At 73.1% G+C, this 23,768-nt stretch carries 20 protein-coding genes; 3 read left to right on the top strand and 17 right to left on the bottom strand.

Features of this window, described 5'->3' with window-relative positions; translation table 11 throughout:
- Positions 1 to 88: 88 nt before the first annotated feature.
- The gene (locus tag RQM47_RS08385) at positions 89 to 1,027 is read right to left on the bottom strand and encodes a capsular polysaccharide synthesis protein (RefSeq protein ID WP_314008462.1); all 939 of its coding nucleotides are present in this window, start codon (positions 1,025 to 1,027) and stop codon (positions 89 to 91) included.
- Entirely contained in the window at positions 1,017 to 2,066 is a 1,050-nt protein-coding gene (locus RQM47_RS08380; protein ID WP_311662546.1) for a sulfotransferase, read from the bottom strand. The genes RQM47_RS08385 and RQM47_RS08380 overlap by 11 nt, the downstream gene beginning before the upstream one ends.
- Positions 2,067 to 2,363: 297 nt before the next feature.
- On the opposite strand from RQM47_RS08380, the gene RQM47_RS08375 reads away from it, so the two are divergent.
- A complete protein-coding gene (locus tag RQM47_RS08375) occupies positions 2,364 to 2,846 on the top strand; it encodes a thiol-disulfide oxidoreductase DCC family protein (RefSeq protein ID WP_314008460.1) in 483 nt (160 codons plus the stop codon).
- Positions 2,847 to 2,918: 72 nt separating this feature from the next.
- Here RQM47_RS08375 and RQM47_RS08370 read toward each other — a convergent pair whose 3' ends face one another.
- The 12 genes from RQM47_RS08370 to RQM47_RS08315 all read right to left on the bottom strand — a co-directional run bounded on the left by RQM47_RS08370 (position 2,919) and on the right by RQM47_RS08315 (position 17,788).
- Complete coding sequence (locus tag RQM47_RS08370) at positions 2,919 to 3,908, bottom strand: NAD-dependent epimerase/dehydratase family protein (protein WP_314008457.1); 990 nt, start codon at positions 3,906 to 3,908, stop codon at positions 2,919 to 2,921.
- Positions 3,909 to 3,930: 22 nt separating this feature from the next.
- Positions 3,931 to 5,859 carry a sulfate adenylyltransferase subunit CysN gene (cysN, locus tag RQM47_RS08365; RefSeq protein WP_409945968.1) on the bottom strand — a complete coding sequence of 643 codons (1,929 nt, stop codon included), beginning with the start codon at positions 5,857 to 5,859 and terminating at the stop codon, positions 3,931 to 3,933.
- A gap of 138 nt (positions 5,860 to 5,997) precedes the next feature.
- Complete coding sequence (gene cysD / locus RQM47_RS08360; RefSeq protein WP_314008452.1) at positions 5,998 to 6,906, bottom strand: sulfate adenylyltransferase subunit CysD; 909 nt, start codon at positions 6,904 to 6,906, stop codon at positions 5,998 to 6,000.
- Between the two features lie 263 nt (positions 6,907 to 7,169).
- A complete protein-coding gene (gene cysQ, locus RQM47_RS08355) occupies positions 7,170 to 8,003 on the bottom strand; it encodes a 3'(2'),5'-bisphosphate nucleotidase CysQ (RefSeq protein ID WP_314008449.1) in 834 nt (277 codons plus the stop codon).
- A gap of 236 nt (positions 8,004 to 8,239) precedes the next feature.
- On the bottom strand, positions 8,240 to 9,355 hold the full coding sequence (locus tag RQM47_RS08350; protein WP_314008447.1) for a glycosyltransferase family 4 protein: 1,116 nt from the start codon (positions 9,353 to 9,355) through the stop codon (positions 8,240 to 8,242).
- Positions 9,352 to 11,196 carry an asparagine synthase (glutamine-hydrolyzing) gene (asnB, locus tag RQM47_RS08345; RefSeq protein ID WP_314008444.1) on the bottom strand — a complete coding sequence of 615 codons (1,845 nt, stop codon included), beginning with the start codon at positions 11,194 to 11,196 and terminating at the stop codon, positions 9,352 to 9,354. Before asnB ends, RQM47_RS08350 begins: the two co-directional genes overlap by 4 nt.
- A gap of 57 nt (positions 11,197 to 11,253) precedes the next feature.
- Positions 11,254 to 12,198, bottom strand: coding sequence for a UDP-glucuronic acid decarboxylase family protein (locus RQM47_RS08340; RefSeq protein ID WP_314008441.1), 945 nt, complete (start codon positions 12,196 to 12,198; stop codon positions 11,254 to 11,256).
- A 99-nt stretch (positions 12,199 to 12,297) separates the two neighbouring features.
- Complete coding sequence (locus tag RQM47_RS08335; protein WP_314008438.1) at positions 12,298 to 13,275, bottom strand: glycosyltransferase family 2 protein; 978 nt, start codon at positions 13,273 to 13,275, stop codon at positions 12,298 to 12,300.
- 75 nt (positions 13,276 to 13,350) lie between these two features.
- The gene (locus RQM47_RS08330; RefSeq protein WP_311662556.1) at positions 13,351 to 14,466 is read right to left on the bottom strand and encodes an NAD-dependent epimerase/dehydratase family protein; all 1,116 of its coding nucleotides are present in this window, start codon (positions 14,464 to 14,466) and stop codon (positions 13,351 to 13,353) included.
- A gap of 22 nt (positions 14,467 to 14,488) precedes the next feature.
- A complete protein-coding gene (locus RQM47_RS08325; protein WP_314008436.1) occupies positions 14,489 to 15,745 on the bottom strand; it encodes a glycosyltransferase family 4 protein in 1,257 nt (418 codons plus the stop codon).
- A gap of 70 nt (positions 15,746 to 15,815) precedes the next feature.
- Entirely contained in the window at positions 15,816 to 17,240 is a 1,425-nt protein-coding gene (locus tag RQM47_RS08320) for a UDP-glucose/GDP-mannose dehydrogenase family protein (protein ID WP_311662558.1), read from the bottom strand.
- 194 nt (positions 17,241 to 17,434) lie between these two features.
- Complete coding sequence (locus RQM47_RS08315; RefSeq protein ID WP_311662559.1) at positions 17,435 to 17,788, bottom strand: hypothetical protein; 354 nt, start codon at positions 17,786 to 17,788, stop codon at positions 17,435 to 17,437.
- A 192-nt stretch (positions 17,789 to 17,980) separates the two neighbouring features.
- Between RQM47_RS08315 and RQM47_RS08310 the strand changes: the two genes are divergently transcribed.
- Complete coding sequence (locus tag RQM47_RS08310; protein WP_314008432.1) at positions 17,981 to 19,300, top strand: ATP-binding protein; 1,320 nt, start codon at positions 17,981 to 17,983, stop codon at positions 19,298 to 19,300.
- A 69-nt stretch (positions 19,301 to 19,369) separates the two neighbouring features.
- Positions 19,370 to 20,089 carry a response regulator transcription factor gene (locus RQM47_RS08305; RefSeq protein ID WP_314008428.1) on the top strand — a complete coding sequence of 240 codons (720 nt, stop codon included), beginning with the start codon at positions 19,370 to 19,372 and terminating at the stop codon, positions 20,087 to 20,089.
- Here RQM47_RS08305 and RQM47_RS08300 read toward each other — a convergent pair.
- The 3 genes from RQM47_RS08300 to RQM47_RS08290 all read right to left on the bottom strand — a co-directional run bounded on the left by RQM47_RS08300 (position 20,074) and on the right by RQM47_RS08290 (position 23,627).
- Positions 20,074 to 21,315, bottom strand: coding sequence for an endonuclease/exonuclease/phosphatase family protein (locus RQM47_RS08300; protein WP_314008425.1), 1,242 nt, complete (start codon positions 21,313 to 21,315; stop codon positions 20,074 to 20,076). The genes RQM47_RS08305 and RQM47_RS08300 overlap by 16 nt on opposite strands.
- Entirely contained in the window at positions 21,312 to 22,448 is a 1,137-nt protein-coding gene (locus RQM47_RS08295; RefSeq protein ID WP_311662563.1) for a hypothetical protein, read from the bottom strand. The genes RQM47_RS08300 and RQM47_RS08295 overlap by 4 nt, the downstream gene beginning before the upstream one ends.
- An 87-nt stretch (positions 22,449 to 22,535) precedes the next feature.
- Positions 22,536 to 23,627, bottom strand: coding sequence for a nucleotidyltransferase family protein (locus RQM47_RS08290; protein WP_311662564.1), 1,092 nt, complete (start codon positions 23,625 to 23,627; stop codon positions 22,536 to 22,538).
- Positions 23,628 to 23,768: the final 141 nt, after the last annotated feature.

The following is a 23,768-nucleotide window of genomic DNA, read 5'->3' as shown; positions in this document are numbered from 1 at the left end:
GCGGCGCCTGCGGGGTAAGGAGTTGTCCTACACGCCCTGGCCCCACCCGATCCGCATGCGTCCCGCGCCGCCGATTCTTAACACGGGCTCACCCGGCCGCTGCCGCCGCCCCGCCCCCGTTGGAGGCCGTCTCTCCCGCCCGGTCGATGACCGTGGGCGGGGCGGTCAGCCCCCACCCCGCCAGCACGTCGGCCACCCCGCCCGGCGTGTAGCCCTTCTTAAAGCTCATCTTTACCATTGGTAGGCGCGCCGCCTCGGCCGGCGTGGGCAGGTCGGACACGTCGAGGTGGCCGTCGAGGGCGCGCTGGAGTACGTGGGGGCCGCGCGCGCTCAGGCGCGGCACGCCGGCCCAGGCGGCGGCGGCGCGGGGGTCTTCGCGGAGCAGCCACTCGAACGTGTAGTGCATCCAGAGGTAGGCGGCCGGCTTGAGCGGGGCGGTGATGTAAGGCTCGCACCAGCGGCGCCACGCCTCGAACACCGGGTCCGCCGGCTGCGACGCCAGAAACCAGCTCGCGAGGTGGCGGGCCGGCTGCGGCCGTGCGAACGCGAACCGCCCGCTCGCCGCGGCCCGGTCGACCCAGTCGTCGAGCGGCCGCAGGCAGATGGCCGTCGCGTCGGCCCACGCCCCACCGTAGCGGCTCAGCAGGCGCAGCCGGACGACCTCGGACTTGGCCGTGCGCGTCACGTGTTTGGGCAACTGGGGCATCTCGATCCAGTCCCCCACGGTGTCCGCGTCGAGCACGGTCACGTCCCAGCCGGGGTTCACCTCGCGCCAGCTGTCGAGGGCCGCGCGGACGAGGGGCGGGGCGGCGGCCTCGCCCTGGTCCCACATCGTCCACAGGCGGCGGGGCACGACCGGCCCAGGGTCGGGGCGGGCGACGAGCGCGTCCCAGTCGGCGACGAAGGTGTCGAGGCCGAGCCGCGCGCGGACGGCCTTGTCCCGCTCCATCTGCCGGGGCACGAAGCGGCGGTGGCGGACCCGGTTCCACAGGGACCGGCGGGGACCGAGCGGCGTCTCAGCGGCCATCGGGCGGGGCGGTCGTGGGCGGGGCGGCGGCCGCCGAGGCACCGGGCGGGGCGGGCGGGGACGGGTCGTCCGACGCGTCGTAGTCCACCAGGAACGAGAAGCGGCGCGTGAGGGCGCGGACGCGCTCCAGCTGGGCGTCGGTCCACGTCACGGAGCGCCGGCTCTTGTTGGGGCTGTCGTGGACGATGGAGGCGGCGGCGGCGAGGTACTCGGGCTCAGGGTCGAGGTCGAGGAACTGGCACAGCCGGCGGATTTCGACCTCGGGCTCCCGCGTAAACTGCTCGTACACGACGTGCAGCCAGTCGTCCGGGGAGATCGCGGCCTCCATCTGCGCGACGCCCCCGCACAGCTCCTCGTAGTCGTCGATCATGGCGTCAAGGGCAGACGCCGCGATGTCGCCGCGGGCCTGCGCCGCCTTGAGCTCCGCTTTGAAGGCGGCGGAGCTTTCAGAGGCGATCCGCAGCCGGTCGTAGGTCCGCCCCTTGCGGAGCGACATGGTCGCGATGTTGTCGAGCGGGTGGCGCGTCACGAGCACCCACCGGCAGCGCGCGCGGAGGCGCCGCCGGACGGCGTCGAGCAGGTCGGGCTCCTGTTGGACCCACCGGACGGCCCAGTCCCCCTTTTTGTCGCCGACGACCGTGGGCCGCCCCGCCCCGCCCCCGTCCTGGCCGGGGACGACGTAGGAGAAGCCGTTCCAGTAGCGGCCGTTCCGGCTGAACGCGGCCGAGTTCTCCAGGACGAGCGCGTAGAGCATCCGCTCGGAGAGCCCCGCCCGGAGCAGGCCCATCGCGTCCAACTCGTGCGAGACGACGGCCCGCGGGTGCGCGTCGAGGACGGACCCGATGAGCGAGTGCCCCGAGCGCGGGAAGCCGACGAACTGCACGAACTCCTGCACGTCGGCGAGGGCTCGGCGCTCGCGGACCGCCCCGACGGCGCCCTGGAAGGCCAGCCGCCGCATCGGCACGTCGTGGTGGATCCTGGACTGGTCGCCCTGAAAGAGGGGGACGCTGTGGGTCTGGGTGAGGAGGCGTTTCAGCACGGGGCAGAAGTTCAGCGGGCGGGGCGGACCAGACCCGAACGGCGGGAGCGCGTTCCGGGGTCAATTTCGTCGCCCGCGTGAGGGCGGGGCGGTCGGGACTTCGGAGGCGGCCGAGCGTTCGCCCGCGCGACGGCGCCCGCCCCGCCGTCGACGCGGCAACCTCGAGAGAGCGGGCTGTCTCGAAGCTAACGCGCGCCGGGCGGAGGCTGGTCCACCGTCCGCGACGGGCGGGGCGGTGGCACACCCGCGCAACCCGCCTGGACGCCCGACGTTGACGCGCCTCACCCCGCCCGCGCCGTGACCGCTCGCCCCGCCCCGCCCGCCGCCACCGCCGGCGCCCCCCGCCCCGCCCCGCCCGACCCGGTCCAGGCGCGGATCGACGCGGGCGGGGCGGTCGTGCTGTTCGACGGCGTGTGCTCGCTGTGCAACGGGGCCGTCGACTTCATCATCCGCCACGACCCAGCGGGCCGCTTCGCGTTCGCCTCGCTCCAGTCCGACGAGGCGCGGGCGTACCTGGAGGCGCACGGACGCGACGCCGACGCCCTGCTCGACACCGTCGTCCTGGCCGACCGCGACGGGATCCACGAGCGGTCGACGGCCGCGCTCCGCGTGCTCCGCGGCCTGGGCGCCCCGTGGGTTGCCTTGTACGCGCTCGCCGCCGTGCCACGCCCCGCCCGCGACGCCGTGTACCGCTATGTGGCGGCCAACCGCTATCGGTGGTTTGGGACGCGCGAGACGTGCCGGCTGCCGAGCCCCGAGGAGCGGGCGCGGTTCGTGTAGGGGCGGGGTGGGGTGCCGTTGTGCCGCCCCGCCCCCACGCACACGAGCGCGGGGCGGGGTGGCGGATGGCAGTTACCTGCCGGAGGGCACTGCCTCCCGCTGGCGACGGAGCCACGCGGCAAAGTGGGCCAAGCCGTCGTCGATCCCCGTCTGCGGGTCGTAGTTCAGCAGCCGCCGCGCGCGCTCCAGGTCGGCCCAGGTCTGGGGCACGTCGCCGGGCTGCTCGGGGTGGCGCTCGACGCGCGCCTCGACGCCCAGCACCCGCTCCAGCGCCTCGACCAGCTCGGAGAGGCGGACCGTCCGGTTGTTGCCCAGGTTGATCACTTCGTAGGGCGAGCCGTCGTAGGCCATCGCCCGGACGACGCCCTCGACGATGTCGGCGACGTAGGTGTAGTCGCGCCGCGTCGAGCCGTCGCCGAAGAGCGGGATCGGCTCGCAGTCGAGCATCCGCCGGGCGAACTTGTGGATGGCGAGGTCAGGCCGCTGACGCGGGCCGTAGACGGTAAAAAAGCGGAGGACGACGACGCGCATCCCGTAGAGGTGCGCGTAGACGTGGCCCAAGAGCTCGGCCGCCACCTTCGTCGCCGCGTACGGGCTGATCGGGCGGAGCACGGCGTCGCCCTCGCCCCACGGCACGTCCGGGCTCACGCCGTAGACGCTCGACGACGACGCGAGCACGACCTGCGGGACGCCCCGCTCGCGGGCGAACTCGAGGACGGCCTGCGTGCCGCCCACGTTCACCGACTGGTACGCCGACGGGTCTTCGATCGACGGCCGCACGCCGGCCTTCGCCGCGAGGTGGACGACGACGTCCACCGGCCCCTCTCCCACCCCGCCCCGTAGGGCCTCGAGGTCCCGGATGTCGGCTTCGACCAGGCGGTACCGCTCGCTTTTGAGGTGGCCCGCGATGTTCGCCCGCTTGACGGCGGGGTCGTAAAACGGGTCGAAGTTGTCGACGGCCACGACCGACCAGCCGTCGGCGAGCAGCCGGTCGACGAGGTGGCTGCCGATAAAGCCGGCGCCGCCGGTGACGAGGGCGGTCCGTTGGTCTGCCGTGTTCATGGGGGCGGGGTGGGGCAGCGTCCTACTCTGGCACCACGCCCGCCGCCACGAGCGCCGCGCGGACGGCCGCGACCGCCTCGTCCACGCTCATGTCCTTCGTGCGCAGCGTGATCTCGGGGGCGTCGGGCGCCTCGTAAGGAGCCGAGACGCCGGTGAGGTTCTGGATCTCGCCCCGCTCGGCCTTCGCGTAGACGCCCTTCGGGTCGCGGGCCTTCGCGGTCTCGACGTCCACGTCGACGTGGACCTCGAAAAAGCGGCCGCCGGGGACCAGCGCGCGCACGCGGTCGCGGTCGGCGCGGTAGGGCGAGACGAACGTGCACAGCGTGACCGCCCCGCTCTCGAAGAACAGGCGGGCGACTTCGCCGATGCGGCGGACGTTCTCGCGGCGGTCGTCGGGGCTGAACCCGAGATCGCCGTTCAGCCCGTGGCGTACCTGGTCGCCGTCGAGGAGCATGGTCCCCACCCCGCCCTCGAACAGCTCGCGTTCGAGCGCGCGCGCGACGGTCGACTTGCCCGAGCCCGAGAGGCCTGTGAACCAGACGACGGCGGCCTCGTGCCCCTGGCGCCGCTCGCGGTCCTCGCGGGGGACGTTCAGGCCCTCCCACGTCACGTTCGGCGAGACCGACCGCCCCGCCCCCGACGCCGACGCGGCGTTGGCCGATCGTTCGAGGCGGGCCGCACGCTCGGCCACCTCGTCGGGGCTCCGGGCCGCGCCGCGGATCATGCCCGCGGCGACGGTCGCGTTCGAGTACGGGTCGATGAGAACGAACGCGCCCGTCTCGTGGTTGACCCGGTACGGGTCGAAAAAGAGCGGGGCGGCCGTCGTCACGCGCACGCGGCCGATGTCGTTCAGGCCCAGCGTGTCGGCGTCCTCGCGGTGGAGTGTGTCGACGTCGACGCGGTAGACGAGCTCGTCGACGAACGCTTTCACCTCGCGCGTCGTGTGGCGGAGGAGGTAGTGGCGCTCGCGCTGGAGCGGCTCCTCGTCCATCCAGCAGACCATGGCCTCGACGGCCGTCTCGACGCTGGGGAGGTTCCCCGGGCGGACCAGCATGTCGCCGCGGCTCACGTCGATCTCGTCCTCGAGCGTGACCACGACGGCCTCGCCGGCGCGGGCCTCGTCGAGGTCGCCGTCGAACGTGGTCACCGAGGCCACGCGCGAGCGCGTGCCGGCCGGGAGCGCGAGGATCTCCTCGCCGGGCCGGACCGCCCCGCTCGCGACGGTCCCGGCGAAGCCGCGGAACGACGGGTCGGGGCGGATCACGGTCTGGACCGGGAACCGGAAGTCGCGGAGGTTCCGGTCGGCCGCCACGTTCACGCTCTCCAGGTGGTGGAGCAGCGTCGGCCCCTGGTACCACGGCGTCCGCTCGCTTCGCTCGACCACGTTGTCGCCGCGGAGCGCCGAGACCGGGATGAACTCGATGTCCTTCACGTCCAGCTTGGCCGCGAAGTCGAGGTACTCGCGCCGGAAGGCGTCGAACACGTCCTCGCGGTAGTCCACGAGGTCCATCTTGTTGACCGCCACGACCACGTGCGGGATGCCGAGCAGCGAGGCGATAAAGCCGTGGCGCTTCGACTGCGTCTGGACGCCGCGCTGGGCATCGAGCAGGATGATGGCGAGGTCGGCCGTCGAGGCGCCCGTCACCATGTTTCGGGTGTACTGGACGTGGCCCGGCGTGTCGGCGATGATGAACTTGCGCCGGGGCGTGGCGAAGTAGCGGTACGCCACGTCAATCGTGATGCCCTGCTCGCGCTCGGCCCGGAGCCCGTCGGTGAAAAGAGCCAGGTTGGGCACGTTGTCGTCGCCGGTCATCCCGCGCGCGCGCGAGGCCTCCTCGACGGCGGCCAGCTGGTCCTCGAAGATCGACTTCGAGTCGTAGAGGAGCCGCCCGATCAGCGTGCTTTTCCCGTCGTCGACGCTCCCGGCCGTCGTGAACCGGAGGAGGTCCATGTCGAGGTAGGCGTCGCCGCCGTCGGCGGGCGGGGCGGTCGGGGCGGGGCGGTCGGTCTGCATCGGGGCCTGTTGCGTGTCTCGTGTTGCGTGGGGGTGCTACGTGCGGAGGAACACGCGACACGCGATACGCAACCGCTAGAAGTAGCCCTGCTTTTTGCGGTCCTCCATGGCCGCCTCCGAGCGCTTGTCGTCGTGGCGGCCGCCCCGCTCGGTCTGGCGCGCGGCGGTCACCTCCCGGACGATCTCGGCGGGTGTGGCGGCCGTGCTCTCGACGGCGCCGGTGCACGTGGCGTCGCCGATCGTGCGGAACCGGACGGACCGGCGCGCGGCCGTCTCGCCGGGCTGGAGCTCGACGAAGTCCGTCGTGGCGAGGAGCGTGCCGCGGCGGCTGAACACCTCGCGCTCGTGGGCAAAATAGAGGTCGGGGACCTCGACGCCGTCGAGTGCGATGTACTGCCAGACGTCCATCTCGGTCCAGTTCGAGAGCGGGAACACCCGGAACGTCTCGCCCACGTTCTTGTGGCCGTTGTAGAGGTTCCAGAGCTCGGGCCGTTGGTTCTTGGGGTCCCACTGGCCAAAGCGGTCACGGTGCGAGAAGAACCGCTCTTTGGCGCGGGCCTTCTCCTCGTCGCGGCGGCCGCCGCCGAAGGCGGCGTCGAAGCGGTGCTCGATGAGGGCGTCGAGGAGCGGGACGATCTGGAGCCCGTTCCGGCTCGCCTCGGGTCCGGTCTCCTCGACCACGCGCCCGGCGTCGATGGCCTCCTGGACGCTCCCCACGTGGAGCCGCAGGCCCAGCCGCTCGACGAGCTGGTCGCGGAAGGCGATGGTCTCGGGGAAGTTGTGGCCCGTGTCCACGTGGAGCAGCGGGAACGGGATCGGGGCGGGGTGGAACGCCTTCTGCGCCAGGTGCACCATGAGGATCGAGTCCTTGCCGCCGGAGAACAGCAGGACCGGCCGCTCGAACTGCGCGGCCACCTCGCGCATGACGTAGATGGCCTCGGCTTCGAGCGCGCGGAGGTGCGACGTGCGGGCGGGGCGGTCCATGCGTACGGGGGCGGCGGGGCGGGACAAGCTAGGGGCGGGGCGGCGGGCGGGCATGAGGGGGACGACTAGATGGGGCCAGACCATCGCGGTCGCTCGCGTCGTTTTCTGCGTCTCGGATGCGCCCCCACCCTTGCCCTACCCTACGGTTTACGAGGCGGCAGCCTCACCGAATCCAGGCCTCCGCACGAGCATGGCTGCTGGGTTCTTTCGCCGCCGCGCAGACCACCCCGCCCTCGACGTTGGACGCGCGGGGCGGGGCGGCGTCACGAGTCGGCCAGCCAGCGCCGCCAGTCGAGGGCGGAGTCGCCCCAGCAGAAGACGGACGGGTTACGGAGGTCGCTCTTGTTGTACGCTAGTCGGGCACCGTCGCGCGTGGCGACGCCGCCGCCGGCGGCCTCGACGACGGCCTGCGCCGCGGCCGTGTCCCACTCGAAGGTCGGGACGGTCCGCGGGTAGAAGTCGGCTTGGCCTTCGGCGACGAGGCAGAACTTGAGCGACGACCCCATCGACGCCGCCTCGACCGCGCGTCCGTCGGCCTCGACGCGGGCGAGGATCGCGTCGACCTCGGCGCCCGCGTGGTCCCGGCTCGCGACAACGGTGAGGCTGCCCTCGGGCGCCCGGCGCGTCGAGATCGGCACCGGCTCCGCCCCGCCCGTCCGCTTCCACGCCGCCCCGCCCGCCGCGTAGTAGGTGACGCCGTGGACCGGGACGTGGACGACGCCCAGGACAGGCGCGCCGTCCTCAATGAGCGCGACGTTGACCGTGAACTCGCCAGACGTGATGGGCGAGGTGGCGGCGCCCTTGACGAACTCCTTCGTCCCGTCGAGCGGGTCGACGCACCAGAACCGGCGCCAGTCGCGGCGGTCGGCGCCTTCGGGATCGCCCTCTTCGGAGAGGACGGGGAGGCCGGTCGCCTCGAGCCGGCCGACGATCGCCCGGTGTGCCGCGGTGTCGGCCTGCGTCAGCGGCGAGTCGTCGGCCTTGTGGTCGACCGGGAGCGGGCGGCCGTAGAGCGGGAGGATGGCGGCCCCGCCGGCGAGGGCGGCGTCGAGGGCGGCGTCGAGGGCGGCGTCGAGGGCGGCGTCGAGAACGTCCATGCGGCGGGCGGGGCGGGGCGGCCGAGCGAGGATCGCACGAACCCGGCGCCAACGCGCGGCCTCCACCCCGCCCCGCTCCTCACGGACGAGACGCGGGCGGGGCGGCCCGACCGGAAACCGCAGGTGTACACCCTAGAGCAAGATGCGGGTGGGTACCGGGTACTCGGTACGGGGTACGCGTGCGTCGAGGTCAGATCGGACCGTACCTCGTACCGAGTACCCACCCGAAGGGTGCTCTAGGCGGGAAGAAATACGCGGTCGACCACGGACCGCCAGCGGTCGGCGAAGCGGGCGGCCGAAAAGTGGTCGAGCCGGTCGGGCACGCCCGCCGGCTGGCGGAGCGCCGTGCGCAGGCCGTCCACGACGGACGCCGGACTGTCGGGGTCCACGATCGTGCCGATCTCGCCGTTCAGGACGGCCTCGCGGCTCGCGTCCGCCGACGACGCCACGACGGGCACGCCGCACGCGAGTGCCTCGAGGTAGACGATCCCGAACCCCTCGCCCCGCCCCGGCATCGAGAAGGCGTCGGCCAGCCGGTAGTGGTCGGCCTTCTCGTCCTCGGCCACGTAGCCCGCGAACACGACGCGGTCCGCGAGCCCGAGCGCCCGCGCCTTCGCCTCCAGGCGCTCGCGGTCGTCGCCGCTCCCGCACACGAGGTAGGCCAGGTCCGGGAACTCGGGCACGAGGGCGGGGAGGGCCTCGAGTGTCTCGTCGATCCCCTTGTACTGCTCGGCCGCCGAGAGCCGGGCGAGCGTCATCACGACCGTCTTGCCGCCCAGCCCGTAGCGCTCCAACAAGTCGGTGCGTTTGGGGCCGACGCCAAACGCGCTCACGTCGACGCTGTTGGGGATGACCACGCCGCGCTCGGCCGGGACGCCCATCCACTGCGAGAACCGCTGCCGCGTGAGGTCGCTCACCGACACGAACGCGTCGGCGCGCTGAACGGCCCAGCGCACGGCGGCCTCCCGCCCCGCCCCGTACGACTGCGGCCAGTGCTCCGGCCCCCACCCGTCGACGCCGTGGACGATAAAGAACCACGGCGCGCGCGCGCGCATCGCGGCGACGGCCGCGAGCGGCGTCAGGTTGAGGTGGCCGCCGACGACGCCGTCGTATCCGCCCCGCGCGAGCACGGCCCCGAACGCGCGGAGGAACGCCGCCGCCCCGCCCGCCGCCTCAGTCCGGTAGTCGACGCCGGGCGGGGTGGGGCCGGGCGCCTCGACGATCACGCGCGGCAAGACGACGACCTCATCGACCGCCGGGTGCTCGGCGAACGCGGCCAGAAAGTCCCGATTGACCTTGGCGATGCCGCCGCGGCCGCCCCAGGCGTCGGTCACGAGCGCGAGCAGCCTCACGCGGCCACCCCGCCCACGGGGACCGATGCGGGCGGGGCGGCCTCAGTCTGCCGCCGGTACACGTACTTGGCCCAGCCGCGGAGCCCGCGGTCGGCCGCCGACACCTCCCCGCTCTCGACGAGCCACTGGCGGACGGGCGTCGTGAACCCGGTCTTCGGCCGGTCCGTGATGGCCGGCGGGAGGGCGGGGCGGGCGGCGGCCGCCATCGTCTGCTTGCCCACGCTCGGGTGGGCGGCCAGGAGCGGGGCGAGCCGCCGGAGCAGCGCCCAGTCCACGAGCGGGACGCGGACTTCGAGCGAGTGCGCCATGCTCGCCCAGTCCGTGTCGCGGAGCAGCTGCGAGCGCATGTAGTGGGCCGATTCGAGCGCCGTCACGCGGAGCCGCGGCGTCTCGATGCGGCCGACCGTCTCGCCCAACTGCGCGAGCGGCTGGAGCGCCTCCCACCCCGCCCGCGCGAGGTCGGGGCCGAGGATTTCGGGGAGCTCCCAGGGCATGAACAGGCCACGCCGGAGGAGGTAGGCGCCGGCGTAGTCGCCACCGTACTCGACCACGCCGGCCAGCTTCGGCGGGACGCGCTCGCCGCCCAGCCGGGCCAGGAGCGGGGCGGAGACGGCGCGGAGCCCGCGCCCGAGCGCGGCGCTCCCGGGCACCGGCCCGAGCGCGCCGACGAGGCGCGGGATCTCGGCAAAGCTGGGGTAGCCGCCGAACAACTCGTCGCCGCCCAGCCCGGAGAGCGCCACCTTCAGCCCGCTCTGCGCGGCGGCCTGGCTGACGAGGTACGAGTTGAGGCCGTCCAGCGTCGGCTGGTCCATGGCGTCCATGAACCCGGGGAACGCGGCCCGAAACGCGTCGGCGCCCACGCGGACGGTCTGGTGCTCGGCGCCGTAAAACTGGGCAACGGACTCGGCGAGGGGCACCTCGTCGTCCGGCGTACCGGCGTACTCCTCGAACCCGAGCGTGACGGTCCGCAGCCGCCCGCCGGCCTCGGCCGCGAGTCCGGCCAGCGCCGTCGAGTCCCGCCCGGCCGACAGGAACACGCCGACCGGGACGTCGGCCACGAGGTGCGCCCGCACCGAGTCGAGCAGCGCCTCGCGGACGATCGTCGCCGGGTCGCCGGCGGGCGGCCTGCTCCGCTCGGCGTGCTCCAGCGTGTCCGTGATCGACGCGAACGGGCGGGGCGGCCGCGCGCCGTCGCCGTCGACCCACTGCGTGTGGCCGGGCGGGAACGCCCGGACGCCGCGGTAGAGCGTGTGCGGCTCGGGGACGTGGCCCCACAGGAAAAAGCCCGCGTGGCCCGCCGGGTCCGGTTCGGTATCCACCCCGCCCATCGAGAGCAGCGCCTTGACCTGCGACGCCGCCTTCAGCGTGCGGCCGTCGTCGGCGACGTAGAGCGGCTTGATCCCGTACGGGTCGCGGGCGAGGAGGAGGCCGCCCCGCTCGGCGTCCCAGAGCGCGAGCGCGAACATGCCGCGGAGGCGCTCGACGAACCCCTCGCCCTCCTCCTGGTAGAGCCGGAGCAGGACTTCCGTGTCGGACGTCGACCGGAAGCGGTGTCCGCGCGCTTCGAGCCCGCGCTTGAGCGCCTCGTAGTTGTAGATCTCGCCGTTGTAGACGACGGTCACCGCCCCGCCCTCGCCCCCGACCTGCATCGGCTGCGCGCCGCCCGGCGAAAGGTCGATGATCGAGAGCCGCCGGTGGCCCAACCCGACGCGGCCGTCGTCGCTCGCCCAGAAGCCGTCGGCGTCGGGGCCGCGCGAGGCCATCCGGCTGCACGCGGCGGTGAGCGCCGCCGGGTCGGGGGCGCCGGAGCGGTAGGCAAACTGGGCGGCGATCCCGCACATAATGTTGAGGGTGACGCCGCCCCGCTCCTGTTGACGTACGTGGGCGGGGCGGGGTGGCTAGGCGGTGGCCTCGACCTGCTCCTGGAAGTACGCGAGCGTCCGCCGCAGCCCCTCGGCGCGGTCCACGCTCGGCGTCCAGCCGAGGATCTCGCGGGCGCGCGTAATGTCGGGCTGCCTCACCTGCGGGTCGTCGGCGGGGAGGTCCTCGTAGGTGATCGTCGAGTCGGACCCGGTGAGGGCGACGACCTCCTCGGCGAACTCCTTGATCGACACCTCGTCCGGGTTGCCGATGTTGACAGGGTCGGACTCGTCCGAGTGGAGGAGCCGCCAGATGCCCTCGACGAGGTCGTCGACGTACTGGAAGGACCGCGTCTGCGAGCCGTCGCCGAAGACGGTGATGGGCTCGCCGCGGAGCGCCTGCCCCATAAACGCGGGCAGCGCGCGGCCGTCGTCGAGCCGCATGCGCGGACCATAGGTGTTGAAGATGCGCAGGATGCGCGTCTCGAGCCCGTGGTACGTGTGGTACGCCATCGTCATGGCCTCAGCAAACCGCTTGGCCTCGTCGTACACCCCGCGCGAGCCGACCGGGTTGACGTGCCCCCAGTACGTCTCGGGCTGCGGGTGGACCTGCGGGTCACCGTACACCTCGGACGTGGACGCGAGCAGGAACCGGGCGTCCTTGGCCTTGGCGAGTCCGAGCGCGTTGTGCGTCCCCAAGGACCCCACCTTGAGCGTTTGGATGGGCAGCTTGAGGTAGTCGATGGGGCTCGCCGGGCTCGCAAAGTGGAGCACGTTGTCGACCTCGCCCGCGACGTAGATGAAGGTCGAAACGTCGTGCTTGACGAACTCGAAGCCCGGGTTGCCGATCAGGTGGGCGATGTTGTCTGGGTTCCCCGTGATGAGGTTGTCCATGCAGACGACCTCGTGGCCTTCGGCCAGGAAGCGGTCGCAGAGGTGGGAGCCGAGGAAACCGGCGCCGCCGGTGATGAGCGTACGGGGCATAGGGTCGGGGGTGATGGCGGGGCGGAGAACGGTCGTGGCAGCCTCTCTGCGTTGGGACGCGCGGTGTGGGCTCGGCGTCGTCTCGCTCCTGGAATCCAGCTAGGGCCGGAGCCGGCTCGGCAGCTTGTTCTTGAAGTAAAAGATGTTCTTTTCGACCGTCGCAGGGTGCATCACCGAGTACAGCTTCTTCCTAACGTCGCTCTCGACGAAGTCGAGCGTCGGGTCTAGTTCCAGAGCCCTCTCGGCCTTTTCCTTGGCCGACGATGGGTTGCCTCGAATCGTGTCGCGGACCACGCTCTTCCACAACGATCTAATCCAGGCGTCTTGGACGGGGGGCGGGTACTCGCCGTCGAACAGCCGGAGGACTTCGTCCCACCAGTCTCTGGTGTACTCATTCCCCCTCGACTTGGAATTCGTGATCCTGTGCGGGCTCGCGTGGTCGCGGTTCAAAACGCCCACCTCGGGCACGAACTTGAACCGGACGCCGTCCACGACCATCCGCATGTGCAGATCGTACTCCTGCCCCCCGTCGAGCCGGGTGTCGAACCCCCCGACCCGCTCCAACAAGCGGCGCGCGTGGAGCGGCCGAGACGTCTGGATGTTGCGTTCCAGCAACCACGCCAGCCTCTCCCCGAGATTCTCAGACCCAACCCGCCCCTCGGGGTCCGTTGAGGGCGGCCGCCCCGCCAGGGGGCGGAGGGCAGCGTCGCACCGGACGGCCATCCCGAAAGGGACCACGTCGTCGGGCTCCCCCTCTAGGGCGGCAAACTGGGCGGCTACGGCGCCCGGCAGAAGCACGTCGTCGGCGTCCAGGAACTTGATGTAGTCCCCGTTCGACTCTTCGAGGGCGGCGTTGCGTGCAGCGCACGCTCCTTTGTTCTCCTGCTCGATGACCCTCACCCCCCGCTCCTCAAACGAGCGGGCGACCTCAACCGACCCGTCCTCCGACCCATCGTCGACGACGACGACCTCCACGTTGGGGTACGTCTGCCCCGCCGCCGACGCGATGGACTCCGCGAGCCACCGCTCAGCGTTGTACGCGGGCATCAGGATCGAGACGAGCGGCGGAGCGGACACGAACTGTTTGAGGAGGACCTGAGGGAGACCGCCCCGCCCGCGTTGTGGGCGGGGCGGGGCGGGTCAGGGCAGCGCTTAGGACTGCGCAGGCGCGGCCGCCGTCTGAGCGGCGCCGTCGCCGCCGGCGGGGAGGCGGCCTTCGGCGTCGAGCTTGGCGCGGAGCTGGTCCTCGATCCAGGCGTAGGTCCGACCCACGCCCTCCTCGAGCGGGATCTCGGGCTCCCACCCGAGCACCTCGCGGAGCTTCGAGTTGTCCGAGTTCCGGCCGCGGACGCCCATCGGGCCGTCAACGTGCTCGTGGACGACGTCAACGCCGGCGGCGTCGGCGGCGATGTCGCACAGCTCGTTGATCGTCACCATCCGGTCACGGCCCAGGTTGAGGGGCTCGCGGTAGTCCGACATCATGAGCCGGTAGACGCCCTCGACGCAGTCGTCGACGTGCATGAACGAGCGCGTCTGCTCGCCGTCGCCCCAGATCTCAACCGTCGGCGTGCCGCCCGGCTCGCCCTCCTTGCCGCCGAGGAGCTTGGCGTAGGCCGTCTTCCGCATCATGGCCGCCGGCGCCTTTTCGCGGCCGCCCTCCCACGTCCCGAGCTCGCCGTAGACGTTGTGGAACCGGACGGTCCGAGTCTCCATGTCGTAGTCGCCCGTGTAGTAGTGGCAGAGGAGCTCGGTGAACAGCTTTTCCCAGCCGTAGGCGTCTTGCGGGGCCGCCGGGTAGGCGTCGTCCTCCTTCAGCGCGGCCGCGTCGGCCGTCGTCTGGAGGTGCTCCGGGTAGACGCACGCGCTCGACGTGTAGAAGTAGCGCTGGACCCCATTCTGGCGGGCGGCCTCCAACGTGTGCGTGTTGATGAGGACGTTGTTGTGGAGGATGAGGCTGTGGTTGGCCGAGATGAAGCCCATCCCGCCCATGTCCGCCGCGAGCGCGTAGACGTGGGCGATCGGCGTGCCCGCCATCTCGCCGGTCTGGGCGGGGCGGCACGCCTGGAGGCAGTTGTCCCACCGCCGGAGGTCGAGGAGCTCGAACTCGTCGGCCCGCGTCTCGGCGAACTCCGGCCGCTTCACGTCGACGCCGCGGACCCAGTAGCCCTTGTCCTTGAGGTAGTTGACGAGGTGGTGACCGATAAAGCCGCCGGCGCCGGTCACGAGGACGGGCGTCTGCGAGGGCGTGTGGTCGCTGGCGTAGGACATGGGTGTAGAGTTGGCGGGTCGGTTAAACAGAGACGGGAGTCGGGATCTGGGCGCGGAGCGCCTCGGCCCAGGCGTCGCAAAGGATGGGCCGGTCGTAGTGCTTCAGGAAAACCTCGCGGGCGCGCTCGCCCGTCGCGCGGCGTTCGGCGGGCTCGTCGGCGAGCGTGCGGAGGGCGGCCTCCAGGCGGTCCGCCCCGCCCCGCCCGCCGTCGGCGGCGGGGTCGACGACGACGCCGACGCCGGCCTCGCGGATGGTCCGGGCCGGCTCCGAGCGCTCCGGCCCGACCATGACAACGGGCCGGCCGGCGGCGAGGATGCCGTAGAGCTTGCCAGGGACAGCGATTCCCGCCATCGCCTCGCGGAGCGTCAGGAGGTGCACGTCGCCGACGGAGAGGGACTCGGCTAACTGCTCGCGGGGGAAGTAGTTCGCGTAGCGGAAGTTGCGGAGCCCGTGTGATTGGGCGAACGCCTCAATCTCGGCCTTACGCGGGCCGCCGCCGACGAAGAGGAAGAAGACGCGGTCGTCGTCCTTCATCCGGCGCATCGTCTCCAGCACTTCATCGAAGCGGTGGGCGAGCCCGGCGTTGCCCGAGTACATCACCACGAACTGGTCGTCGCGGAGCCCGAGCTCGCGGCGGAGCGGGTTGTCCGCGGGCGCGACCGGGTACACCTCGTCGCCGTCGCTCCACACCTCGATCGTCGTCAGCCGCTCGGGCCGCACGCCCTTCGCCTCGATCCGCTCCTTCATGCGGAACCCGAGGTCGATGACCAGGTCGGCCCCGCGGTAGCCCGCGTCGTTGAGCGCGTGGAGGCCCCGGGCCGCCGCCCCGCCCTCGTCCAGCATGCCGAGCGCGACCTCGGCGTCGGGGTGGAGGTCCATCGACCAGATGGCGTAGCGCTGGCCCCGCGCCCGCTTCGCCAGTGAGGCCGCGAACGAGAGCAGGGGCGGGGTGGTGAGCGACACGACGAGGTCCACGCGCGGGCCAGTCAGCAGGCGAGCCAGGACCTGGGCGTAGAACGCGCCGTAGTCGACGATCCGGCCGAGGTGGCGGGCGCGCCCGAACGAGGTCGTCCGCAGGCGCGTGATCTCGACGCCGTTGTGGACCTCGTGGGCGGGCGCGTCGAGCTGCCCCTTGTACCCGCTCTGCCCGCACAGCACGCCCACGTCGAAGCCCGCGCGCACGAGGTGCTCGGCGAGGTCCGTCAGGTGCTGGCCCGTCGACGCGACGTCGGGCCAGTAGTGCTGGTTGACAAAGAGGATCGAGGGCCGGCGAGCCATCGCGAGCGGGGCGGTCAGGCGGGCGGGGTGGGAGTACCGCCCCGCCCGCGTGCGGAGGAGGACGGGCGGCTTAGGACGCGAGCGCGTCGCCGCCCCGCCCGACCCCGGCCTCGTCGCCCACGGCCACCGGCGGCACATGCGGGCGGCCGATCGAGTGGTACGTGAAGCCGGCATCGGCCATGTCCTGCGGGTCGAACACGTTGCGGCCGTCGAAGACGAGCGGGGCGTCGCCGGTCATCGAGCGGCGGACGCGCGTGAGGTCGGGGCGCCGGAACTCGGGCCACTCCGTCGCGACGACGAGTGCGTCGGCACCGTCGGCCGCCTCGTAGGCGCTCTCGGCGTACGCGAGGGCGCCGTCGCCGGAGAGCGGCTCGCGCTCGAACGTGGCCTTCGTGGTCTCGACGGCCTCGGGGTCGAACGCGACCACGTCGGCCCCGAGCGCCGTCAGCTCGCGGATGAGCACGTGGGCCGGCGCCTCGCGGACGTCGTCGGTGTGCGGCTTGAAGGCGAGCCCCCACATTCCGATCGTCTTCCCGTCGAGGCGGCCGTCGTCGGACAGCGCCTCCACAATTCGGGGGATGAGCGACTTCCGCTGCTCGTCGTTCACGCGGAGCACGGCGTCGAGGATCTCGAAGCTGTAGCCCTCCTCGCGGGCCGTCCGGTGCAGGGCCTGGACGTCCTTGGGGAAGCACGAGCCGCCGAACCCGATGCCGGCGTACAAGAACTTCGGCCCGATCCGGCTGTCGGTCCCGATCCCGCGCCGGACCTCGTCGACGTCGGCGCCGACCCGCTCGCAGAGGTTGGCGATCTCGTTCATGAACGTGATCTTGGCCGCGAGCAGCGAGTTGGCCGCGTACTTCGTCATCTCGGCCGACTCCTCGTCCATGAGGAGGATCGGGTTGCCCTGGCGGACGAACGGCTCGTAGAGCCGGGTCATGACCTCGCCGGCCTTCTCCGACGACGTCCCGACGACGACGCGCTCGGGCTTCATGAAGTCGTCGACGGCCACGCCCTCGCGCAAGAACTCGGGGTTCGAGACCACGTCGAAGTGCTCACCGGCCGTCAGCCCGTGGGCCTCGACGGCGTCGGTCACGCGCCGCGACGTGCCAACGGGCACCGTGCTCTTGTCGACGAGCACCTTGTAGCCCCAGTCGGGGTTGGCGGCGAGCAGGCCGCCGATGTCGTCGGCCACGCCGAGCACGTACTGGAGGTCGGCCGAGCCGTCCTCGGCGGGCGGGGTGGGGAGCGCGAGGAACACGACCTCGGCCTCTTCGAGGGCCTCAGCGAGACTGGTCGTAAAGCGGAGCCGGTCCTCGCGGCGTCCGCGGTCGAAGTAGACCTCAAGGCCGGGCTCGTAGATCGTCAGCCGCCCGTCGCGGAGGCTGTCGACTTTGCCCGCGTCGATGTCGACGCAGGTGACCTGGTTGCCCATCTCGGCAAAGCAGGTGCCCGAGACGAGCCCGACGTATCCAGTTCCGACGACGGCGATGTTCATAATCCTAAGAGAGAGGCGGAGGCGGTGACGTGAGCCTCCAGGAGAGCAAGTAGGGGGCCAGTCCTCATTCTACATGCGAGGCCATCGGCGCCGGGGTAGTTTTCTGTGACGATTCGCCGCCCTGTCCCGCTTCGGGATTTGCCCGGTGCCCGGCTGAGACATCGAGCTCGCAGGCCAGACCTCCGCCCCGCCCGCTACCCCTCCTCCCCGCTCGCGTCCGAGGGCGGGGCGGCGTGCCGGCCCCACCGCTCGGCCTCGCGGCGGTCGGCCGGCACGCCGCACTGGCCTGTCTGGTAGCACTCGGCCACGATGCCGGCGGCCTCGGAGTCGCCCGCCTCGGCCAGGTCGCGGAGGGACGTAAGAGCCGCCTCGTGCTCGCCCCGCTCCAGCGCCTCGACGGCCTTGACCCGCTGGACCTCGACGTAGCCGCCGACGAGGCCGTCGAGGTAGCGGCCCGCGCCCTCGGTGCCGCGCTCGACCGTCTCGGGGTCGGCGAGGAGCATGGACATGGCCCCGACGAGGGCGGCGGTGACGAGGGCAAAGCGCATGGCAAAGGCGGGTGTTTATAGGGTGATCGAGCGCTCGCCTCGCTTTCTAAACACACCGCCGAGACGTCACAAGAGCGGAACGCGTCCGGGGCCTATCGGCCGCAGGTACGGCCGGTGGCGGCCCGCTTGTTGCGGGACAGTGGCCGGCTCGCCACACGGGACCGGCTTCCCCGCCCCCCGCCCCTCCGACGCTTGCCTTCCCTCCCCCGCCCCGCCCCACTCCACGCCGCTCACCGTGCACTGGGACAGACAGCCCGCTTTCTAATCACGACGCCGGAGGCCGGCGTCGAGGCCGCCCTGGACGTGCTCGGACGCGCCCTCGGCGCCCGTGCGGTCTCCTTTACCCCCGCCCCGGGGGGCGGGGTGGACGCGCTCCGGCCGCCGGCAACGTGGACCGCCCCGCCCGACACGGCGACAGGCACCGCCACGACGCCATTCGACGTGTCCGTCCTCACGGACGGCCTGCTAGCCGGGCGGCTCCGCGTCGAGGTCGACGCCGGCGACGTGCCCGCCGAAGCGTACCGCGACGCGCTCGCGCCCCTGGCCGACGTGCTCGGGGCGCACCTGGAGCGGCGGGGCGGCGAGGCGGCAGATGGAGCAGGGTGGCGGGTGCTCGACGTCCACCCCGCCCCGACGGTCGTCCTCGTCGGCGGGCGCGTCACGTACGCTAACCGCGCCGCCGCGCTCCTCTTCGGCGTCGCCGGCGGCGACGCCCTCCGGGGCCGCGCGCTCAGCGACCTCCAGGCCGCCGGCGAGGGGAACGCCGCGGCGCTCGACCCCGCGGCGGGGTCCGAGGGCGGGGCCGTCGTCGTGTTCCACGACGACATCGAGTGGACGGGGGCGGGGCGGGCCGTGGCCGGCGCGCTCGAAGAGCAGCGGGAGCGGATCGGCCGCGACCTCCACGACAGCATCGGCCCGCTCCTGACCGCTGTGCGGATGCTGAGCGAGGGGATCGCCGCCCCGCCCCGCCCCGACCCGAGCGAGGACGCCGAGACGGCCGGGCGCATCGCGGTCTACGCGGCTGAGGCGCTGGACCGCGTGCGCGACGTGGGCCTCGGGCTCGCCCCGCCCCCGTTCGACGCGGGCGGGGTGGCCGGCGCGCTCGCCGACCTCGCCGCGCACGTTGACGCGCTGGGGCCGGCCCGGTGCGTGTTCCGCCGCGACGGCGACGCCGACGTGGACGATCCGGCCGTCGCGCTCCAGGTTTATCGGGTGGTCCAGGAGGCGACGACGAACGCGCTCCGCCACGCCCACGCCGAGACCGTCCGCATTCGCCTGGGCCGCGACGGCGGGGACCTCGTGGTCGAGGTCGTGGACGACGGCGTCGGGTTCGACGCCGGCGCCCCGCGGTCGCGGTCGCTGGGCCTGGAGAACATGGCGTGGCGCGCGCGCAGCGTCGGCGCATCGCTGACCGTCGAGGGACGCCCCGGGGCCGGGACGGAGGTCCGCCTGGTGCTCCCGCTCGCCGCGGGCGGGGCGGCCGGCGGGGCGCGTGACGGCGGCGGCGGGTGAGCGGAATTGCACTGCATCTGGCACAGTCATTGGTAGTCTTTCCTCCTCTCCCCGACCGTCCTCCCGCCCATGCCCCTCGAGACCCCCCGCACCCTGTCCGTCATCGTGGTCGACGACCACCCGGCCGTCCGGGACGCCGTCGGCCACGCCGTCGGCGGCCAGTCCGACATGGCGCTCGTGGGCGGGGCGGGATCGGCCGCCGAGGCGTTCGAGCTGGCCCGGAGCGCGCGGCCCGACGTGGCCGTCGTCGACATCTCGCTCGGCGACGCCCACGGCCTCGACCTCGTGCAGACGCTCCGGGCCGAGCGGCCGGGGCTGGCCGTCGTCGTGTTCTCGATGTACGACGAGGCCGTCTACGCCGAGCGCGCGCTCCGGGCCGGGGCCATGGCCTACGTCCGCAAGACGGAGCCGACCTCGGCCGTGCTCGACGCGGTCCGCTCGGCGGCCGCCGGCGACATCTACCTCGCCCGCCGGGCGGCCTCGCGCATCCTCGCCCGCGTGGCGCTCGGGGGCTCGTCGTCGTCGGCCGTCGGCGGCGACGGCGCCGCGTCGTCGGCCCAGCTCGACGAGCTCACCGACCGCGAGATGGCCGTGTTCCAGCTGCTCGGGCAGGGCCGCGGCCCCGACGACATCGCCGACCACCTCAACCTGTCGCGGAAGACGGTCGAGACCTACCGGCGGCGGGCCAAAGAGAAGCTTGGGTTCGAGTCGGTCACCGAGTTGCTCCAGTTCGCCATCCGCTGGACCTACGCTCAGGCGGGCGGGGCGGGCCGCTACTCGCCCGAGTAGACCAGCTCGGCCGACACCGCGCGGTGGTCCGAAAGGCCGGGCGGCCCGACGGAGGCGGCGCGCACGCTCCACCCCGCCCCCACGAGGACGCCGTCGATCGGGGCGACGGGGACGGAGTCGGGGCGCGTCGCCGCCCACGGCCGGCGCCCGAGCACCTCGCGCGTGTGCCGCGCGAGCCGGGCGCGGCTCCACTGGTCCGCGGTCGCGTTAAAGTCGCCGGCCACGACCACGGGGAGCGGGTCGGCCTCGATCAGCGCCGCGAGGCGCTCGGCCTCCTCCCCCTGGACCGCGAAAAACTCCCGGAGCCGGCCCGGCGTCTCGGCCCACACGGCCGGGCTCGTCATCCGCTCGACTGACCACTCGGCCGTCGGGTTGAACGGGCGGAGGTGTACGTTGTAGAGCGCGACGCGGCGGCCGCGCCACGAGACTTCGGCTCGGGCGTACACGCTGGGCTCGGTGTTGGGCGGCCCCAGCTCGCCGGCCTCGTGGGCGAGCACGGGGAGCCGGGTCAGGAACACCTGCCGGTTGGCCGGCCCCCGCTCCCGCGCGACGAGCGTGTCGACGCCGCCGCCCACCCGGTACGCCCCCGACGAGAGGATGGCCTCGATGGTCGGGTGGTAGATCCGCAGGCGCTGCCCGTCCACGACGATCGACCGCGCGTCGGCCTCCTGGAGGAACACGACGTCGGGCTCCGTGCGCTGGACGTAGTCGGCCACGCGGTAAGCGGCCTCCGACGACGTCCGCCCGACGTTGAGCGTCATCACGCGGAGGCCCTCCGCCCCGCCCGGCGCCGGGGGCGGGGCGGGGTGGCGCACCCACACGGCCGCGGCCGCGGCCGCAAGCGCGACGGCCCCGACGCCCCAGACCGGCCGCCGCGACCGGACGGCGACCGCGCCGGCGGCCACGGCCGAGAGCCCGAGCGCCGGCCCGAGCGCAGGCAGCAGGAGCGCCGCCACCTGGGGCACCCACCCGCCCGCCGGGCGGACCCACCGGGCCGAGGCGCCCACGGCGGCGAGCGCGGCGAGCGCGGCCGCCCCGCCCACGCCCAGCCGCCCCGCCCACCGGCGGCGGAGCGCGCGGCGGCGCTGGGCCGTGATCCGCCGGTCCCGGCGGAGGTGCGCCCAGTCGGCCGGCCCCCAGCCCGAGCGGCCGGAGCGGGACCGGGACTCGGAGCGGGAGCGGGACCCAGAGCGGGACCGGCGGCGGCGCGGCTCGTGCTCGCTCATGGGGCGGGGCGGTAGCGCCAGAGCGTGTTCTCGGCCTCCGCCCCGCTCTCGGCGAGGTAGAACGCGCCGTCCGCGTGCTCGACGGCCACGAACGGGCGGTCGAACCGGGCCACCTCGCGCACCGTCTCACCGTCGCGCGTCTCGTACAGCGCCGACGTCCCCGCGCCGATGTCGGAGCCGAGCAGGTAGACCACCCCGCCCACGCGGACGAGGTCGCGCGCGCGTTCGGGGACCGCGAGCTCCTTCATGTGTCCGCGTTCGAGGGCGGTCCCGGCGTAGAACCGGCCGCTCGCGACGACGAGGTGGTCCCCCAGTTCGACGACCGCGTCGATCTGGCTCCCCGAGCCGGGGAACACGTCGTCGCGCTCGGCCAAGACGACGGCGAAAGGCTGGTCTCGGTCACCCGTGTAGCGGATGAGGTACGGCCGCGGCTTCTGCTCCGGGTACCCCGGCACGTCGCGGGGCTGGAACGAGGTCGCGTAGAGCGCGCCCTGGAACGGGAAGAAGGTGTACCGCCGGAGCGGGTTGACGTCCTCGGCCGGCGGCTCGTACCCGTACTGCACGAACGTCTCGCCGCCGTCGTAGCTGACGGAGACGTCGGGAAAGTGGGGCGCCCCGTTCTGGACCAACACGAGCGTGTCGCCCGTGGCCGGGTCGGCCCACTCGAACGTGTGCCGGCTGTGGTTTTCCGTCGGGTCCGCCACGCGCTCCGTCCACGTCCCGTCGCGCTCGCGGCGGATCATGAGGACGGCGGGACGCCCGATCGCGTCGTCGGCCGAGGCGTAGAGCCGCCCCGACGGCCCGACCTCCAGGCTGTAGATCCCCTCCTGGTGCAGCACGGCGTCGTCGACGCCCCACGCCTCGACCTCGACGTCGTAGTACACCGGCCGGTTCGGGACGCCCGAGTTGGTCGACCCGTGCGCTAGGTAGACCCGCCCGTCCACGACGGCCAGGTCGTGGACCGGGCCTTTCCCGTCCAACTCGCCGCGGGGGTAGACGTCCGGGAACGGATTCCCGAGCCCGGTCAGCGTGGGGGCGGGGCGGGGCGGGGCGGCGTCCAGAGCGGCGGGGGGACCGGCGAGCACGAACGCCCCGCCGGCGAGCAGGAGGGCGAAGAGGAGGAGCGGGCGCATGGTCGGCGGGGGGAGCGGGAGGCCGTGAGCCCGGCGCCGCCAAGCTAACCCGGACGCCTGGCGGGGTGGACCCGGGGCGCCCCGGTCTCAGGCGGTGTCGCCCTCGACCGAGACCAGCGGCTCCACCACGCGGCGGAGCCCGACGTAGGCGAGGTACTGGAGCTGGCCGCGCACGCCGTCCGGGGCGAGGAGCGTAAACCGGATCCGGTCCCTCCCCTCCATCACGGGCTCCGCGTGGGCCAGCGGCAGCCGGCGCAGCACGCGGTCGGCGAGCTGCGCGGCACGGGCGTCGGCGCGGGCGGCGGCCATGACACGTGCGGGGTACTCCGCGCCGACGGCGTCCGTCGACACGAGCACGGCCATGTGGAGCGCGCGGAGGCAGCGCGTCTGGCGCGCCCGCTCTTCGAGGGCCGCCCAGTCGGGTACGAACCGGGCGGTCTCGGCCAGGTCGGTCGCAAGGCGCAGCCGGTTCCACTGATCCTTGAGCGCGTTGACGGCCAGAGCCAGGTACAGGTCGTCCCAGGCAAACGTCGGGACGGTCTCGCCCGCGAGGTGGAGCATCCGGGACCGGCGGTACAAGGCGTCGAACGGGCCGTGGTAGGGGTACCCCACGGGGACCAGCCGCGTGTGCAGGTCGACGGTCGAGATGAGGGGGCCAGCCGTGCGGCCGAACGTGTACTCGCCGTTGACCCGGAGGTACCCCGCCCGCTGGAACGGCGAGCGCGGCCGCGTCTGGAACCCGAGCTCGCCCAGCAGCCGCGCGGCAACGTCGAAGTCCGCGGGGTCGATCAGCAGGTCGTTGTCGACGAACGGACGGCGGGCCGTCCCGCCGTACGCCTCGGCCAAGGCCGGCCCCTTGAACGTGAGGAACCGGACGCCCGCCCCGTCGAAGCTCCGGGCGATCCGGGCCATCTCGGCGTTCAGGAACAGCACGCTCATCGCCCGCCGCCTCACGTAGCTGTGAAGCTCGTCCTGCACGTTCTGGGGCGCCCACGGCTGGAGGTGGGCGTACAGCAGCGGGAGCACCCGGTGGTGGGCCGCCACGAGGAGCACGTCCCGCCACGAGTCCACACGCTCGCCGGCCGCCTGGAGGTCAGCGGCGCGGTCGGCGGAAAGGTCCGCGCGGCTGGCGAGGCGGACCACCTCGTAGGCGGAGGGGTCGAGAGTAGAGAGGGGCATAAGGAAAGCGAGTGGGAACGGCCCGACCGACGGCGTGAGCAGACTAACGGCCGGCCGAGGAGCGCGACGCGGAATTTCGCAGATCTCTCCCGAGGGGGCACACATGGAATCCGCCGACCACCCCGCCCCCGGTTCGCGGGG

This window comes from Rubrivirga sp. S365 (genome assembly GCF_032248475.1).
Lineage (GTDB): Bacteria > Bacteroidota > Rhodothermia > Rhodothermales > Rubricoccaceae > Rubrivirga > Rubrivirga litoralis.
The sequence above is the reverse complement of the archived record's forward strand: the minus strand, read 5'-3'. Positions and strand labels throughout refer to the sequence as shown.

Excerpts from the sequence above, each read along its gene's own strand:
- RQM47_RS08385 (WP_314008462.1), bottom strand. The coding sequence starts at position 1,027 with ATGGCCGCTGAGACGCCGCTCGGTCCCCGCCGGTCCCTGTGGAACCGG.
- RQM47_RS08370 (WP_314008457.1), bottom strand. The coding sequence starts at position 3,908 with ATGAACACGGCAGACCAACGGACCGCCCTCGTCACCGGCGGCGCCGGC.
- cysN (WP_409945968.1), bottom strand. The coding sequence starts at position 5,859 with ATGGACCTCCTCCGGTTCACGACGGCCGGGAGCGTCGACGACGGGAAA.
- cysD (WP_314008452.1), bottom strand. The coding sequence starts at position 6,906 with ATGGACCGCCCCGCCCGCACGTCGCACCTCCGCGCGCTCGAAGCCGAG.
- cysQ (WP_314008449.1), bottom strand. The coding sequence starts at position 8,003 with ATGGACGTTCTCGACGCCGCCCTCGACGCCGCCCTCGACGCCGCCCTC.
- asnB (WP_314008444.1), bottom strand. The coding sequence starts at position 11,196 with ATGTGCGGGATCGCCGCCCAGTTTGCCTACCGCTCCGGCGCCCCCGAC.
- RQM47_RS08340 (WP_314008441.1), bottom strand. The coding sequence starts at position 12,198 with ATGCCCCGTACGCTCATCACCGGCGGCGCCGGTTTCCTCGGCTCCCAC.
- RQM47_RS08330 (WP_311662556.1), bottom strand. The coding sequence starts at position 14,466 with ATGTCCTACGCCAGCGACCACACGCCCTCGCAGACGCCCGTCCTCGTG.
- RQM47_RS08325 (WP_314008436.1), bottom strand. The coding sequence starts at position 15,745 with ATGGCTCGCCGGCCCTCGATCCTCTTTGTCAACCAGCACTACTGGCCC.
- RQM47_RS08320 (WP_311662558.1), bottom strand. The coding sequence starts at position 17,240 with ATGAACATCGCCGTCGTCGGAACTGGATACGTCGGGCTCGTCTCGGGC.
- RQM47_RS08315 (WP_311662559.1), bottom strand. The coding sequence starts at position 17,788 with ATGCGCTTTGCCCTCGTCACCGCCGCCCTCGTCGGGGCCATGTCCATG.
- RQM47_RS08305 (WP_314008428.1), top strand. The coding sequence starts at position 19,370 with ATGCCCCTCGAGACCCCCCGCACCCTGTCCGTCATCGTGGTCGACGAC.
- RQM47_RS08300 (WP_314008425.1), bottom strand. The coding sequence starts at position 21,315 with ATGAGCGAGCACGAGCCGCGCCGCCGCCGGTCCCGCTCTGGGTCCCGC.
- RQM47_RS08295 (WP_311662563.1), bottom strand. The coding sequence starts at position 22,448 with ATGCGCCCGCTCCTCCTCTTCGCCCTCCTGCTCGCCGGCGGGGCGTTC.
- RQM47_RS08290 (WP_311662564.1), bottom strand. The coding sequence starts at position 23,627 with ATGCCCCTCTCTACTCTCGACCCCTCCGCCTACGAGGTGGTCCGCCTC.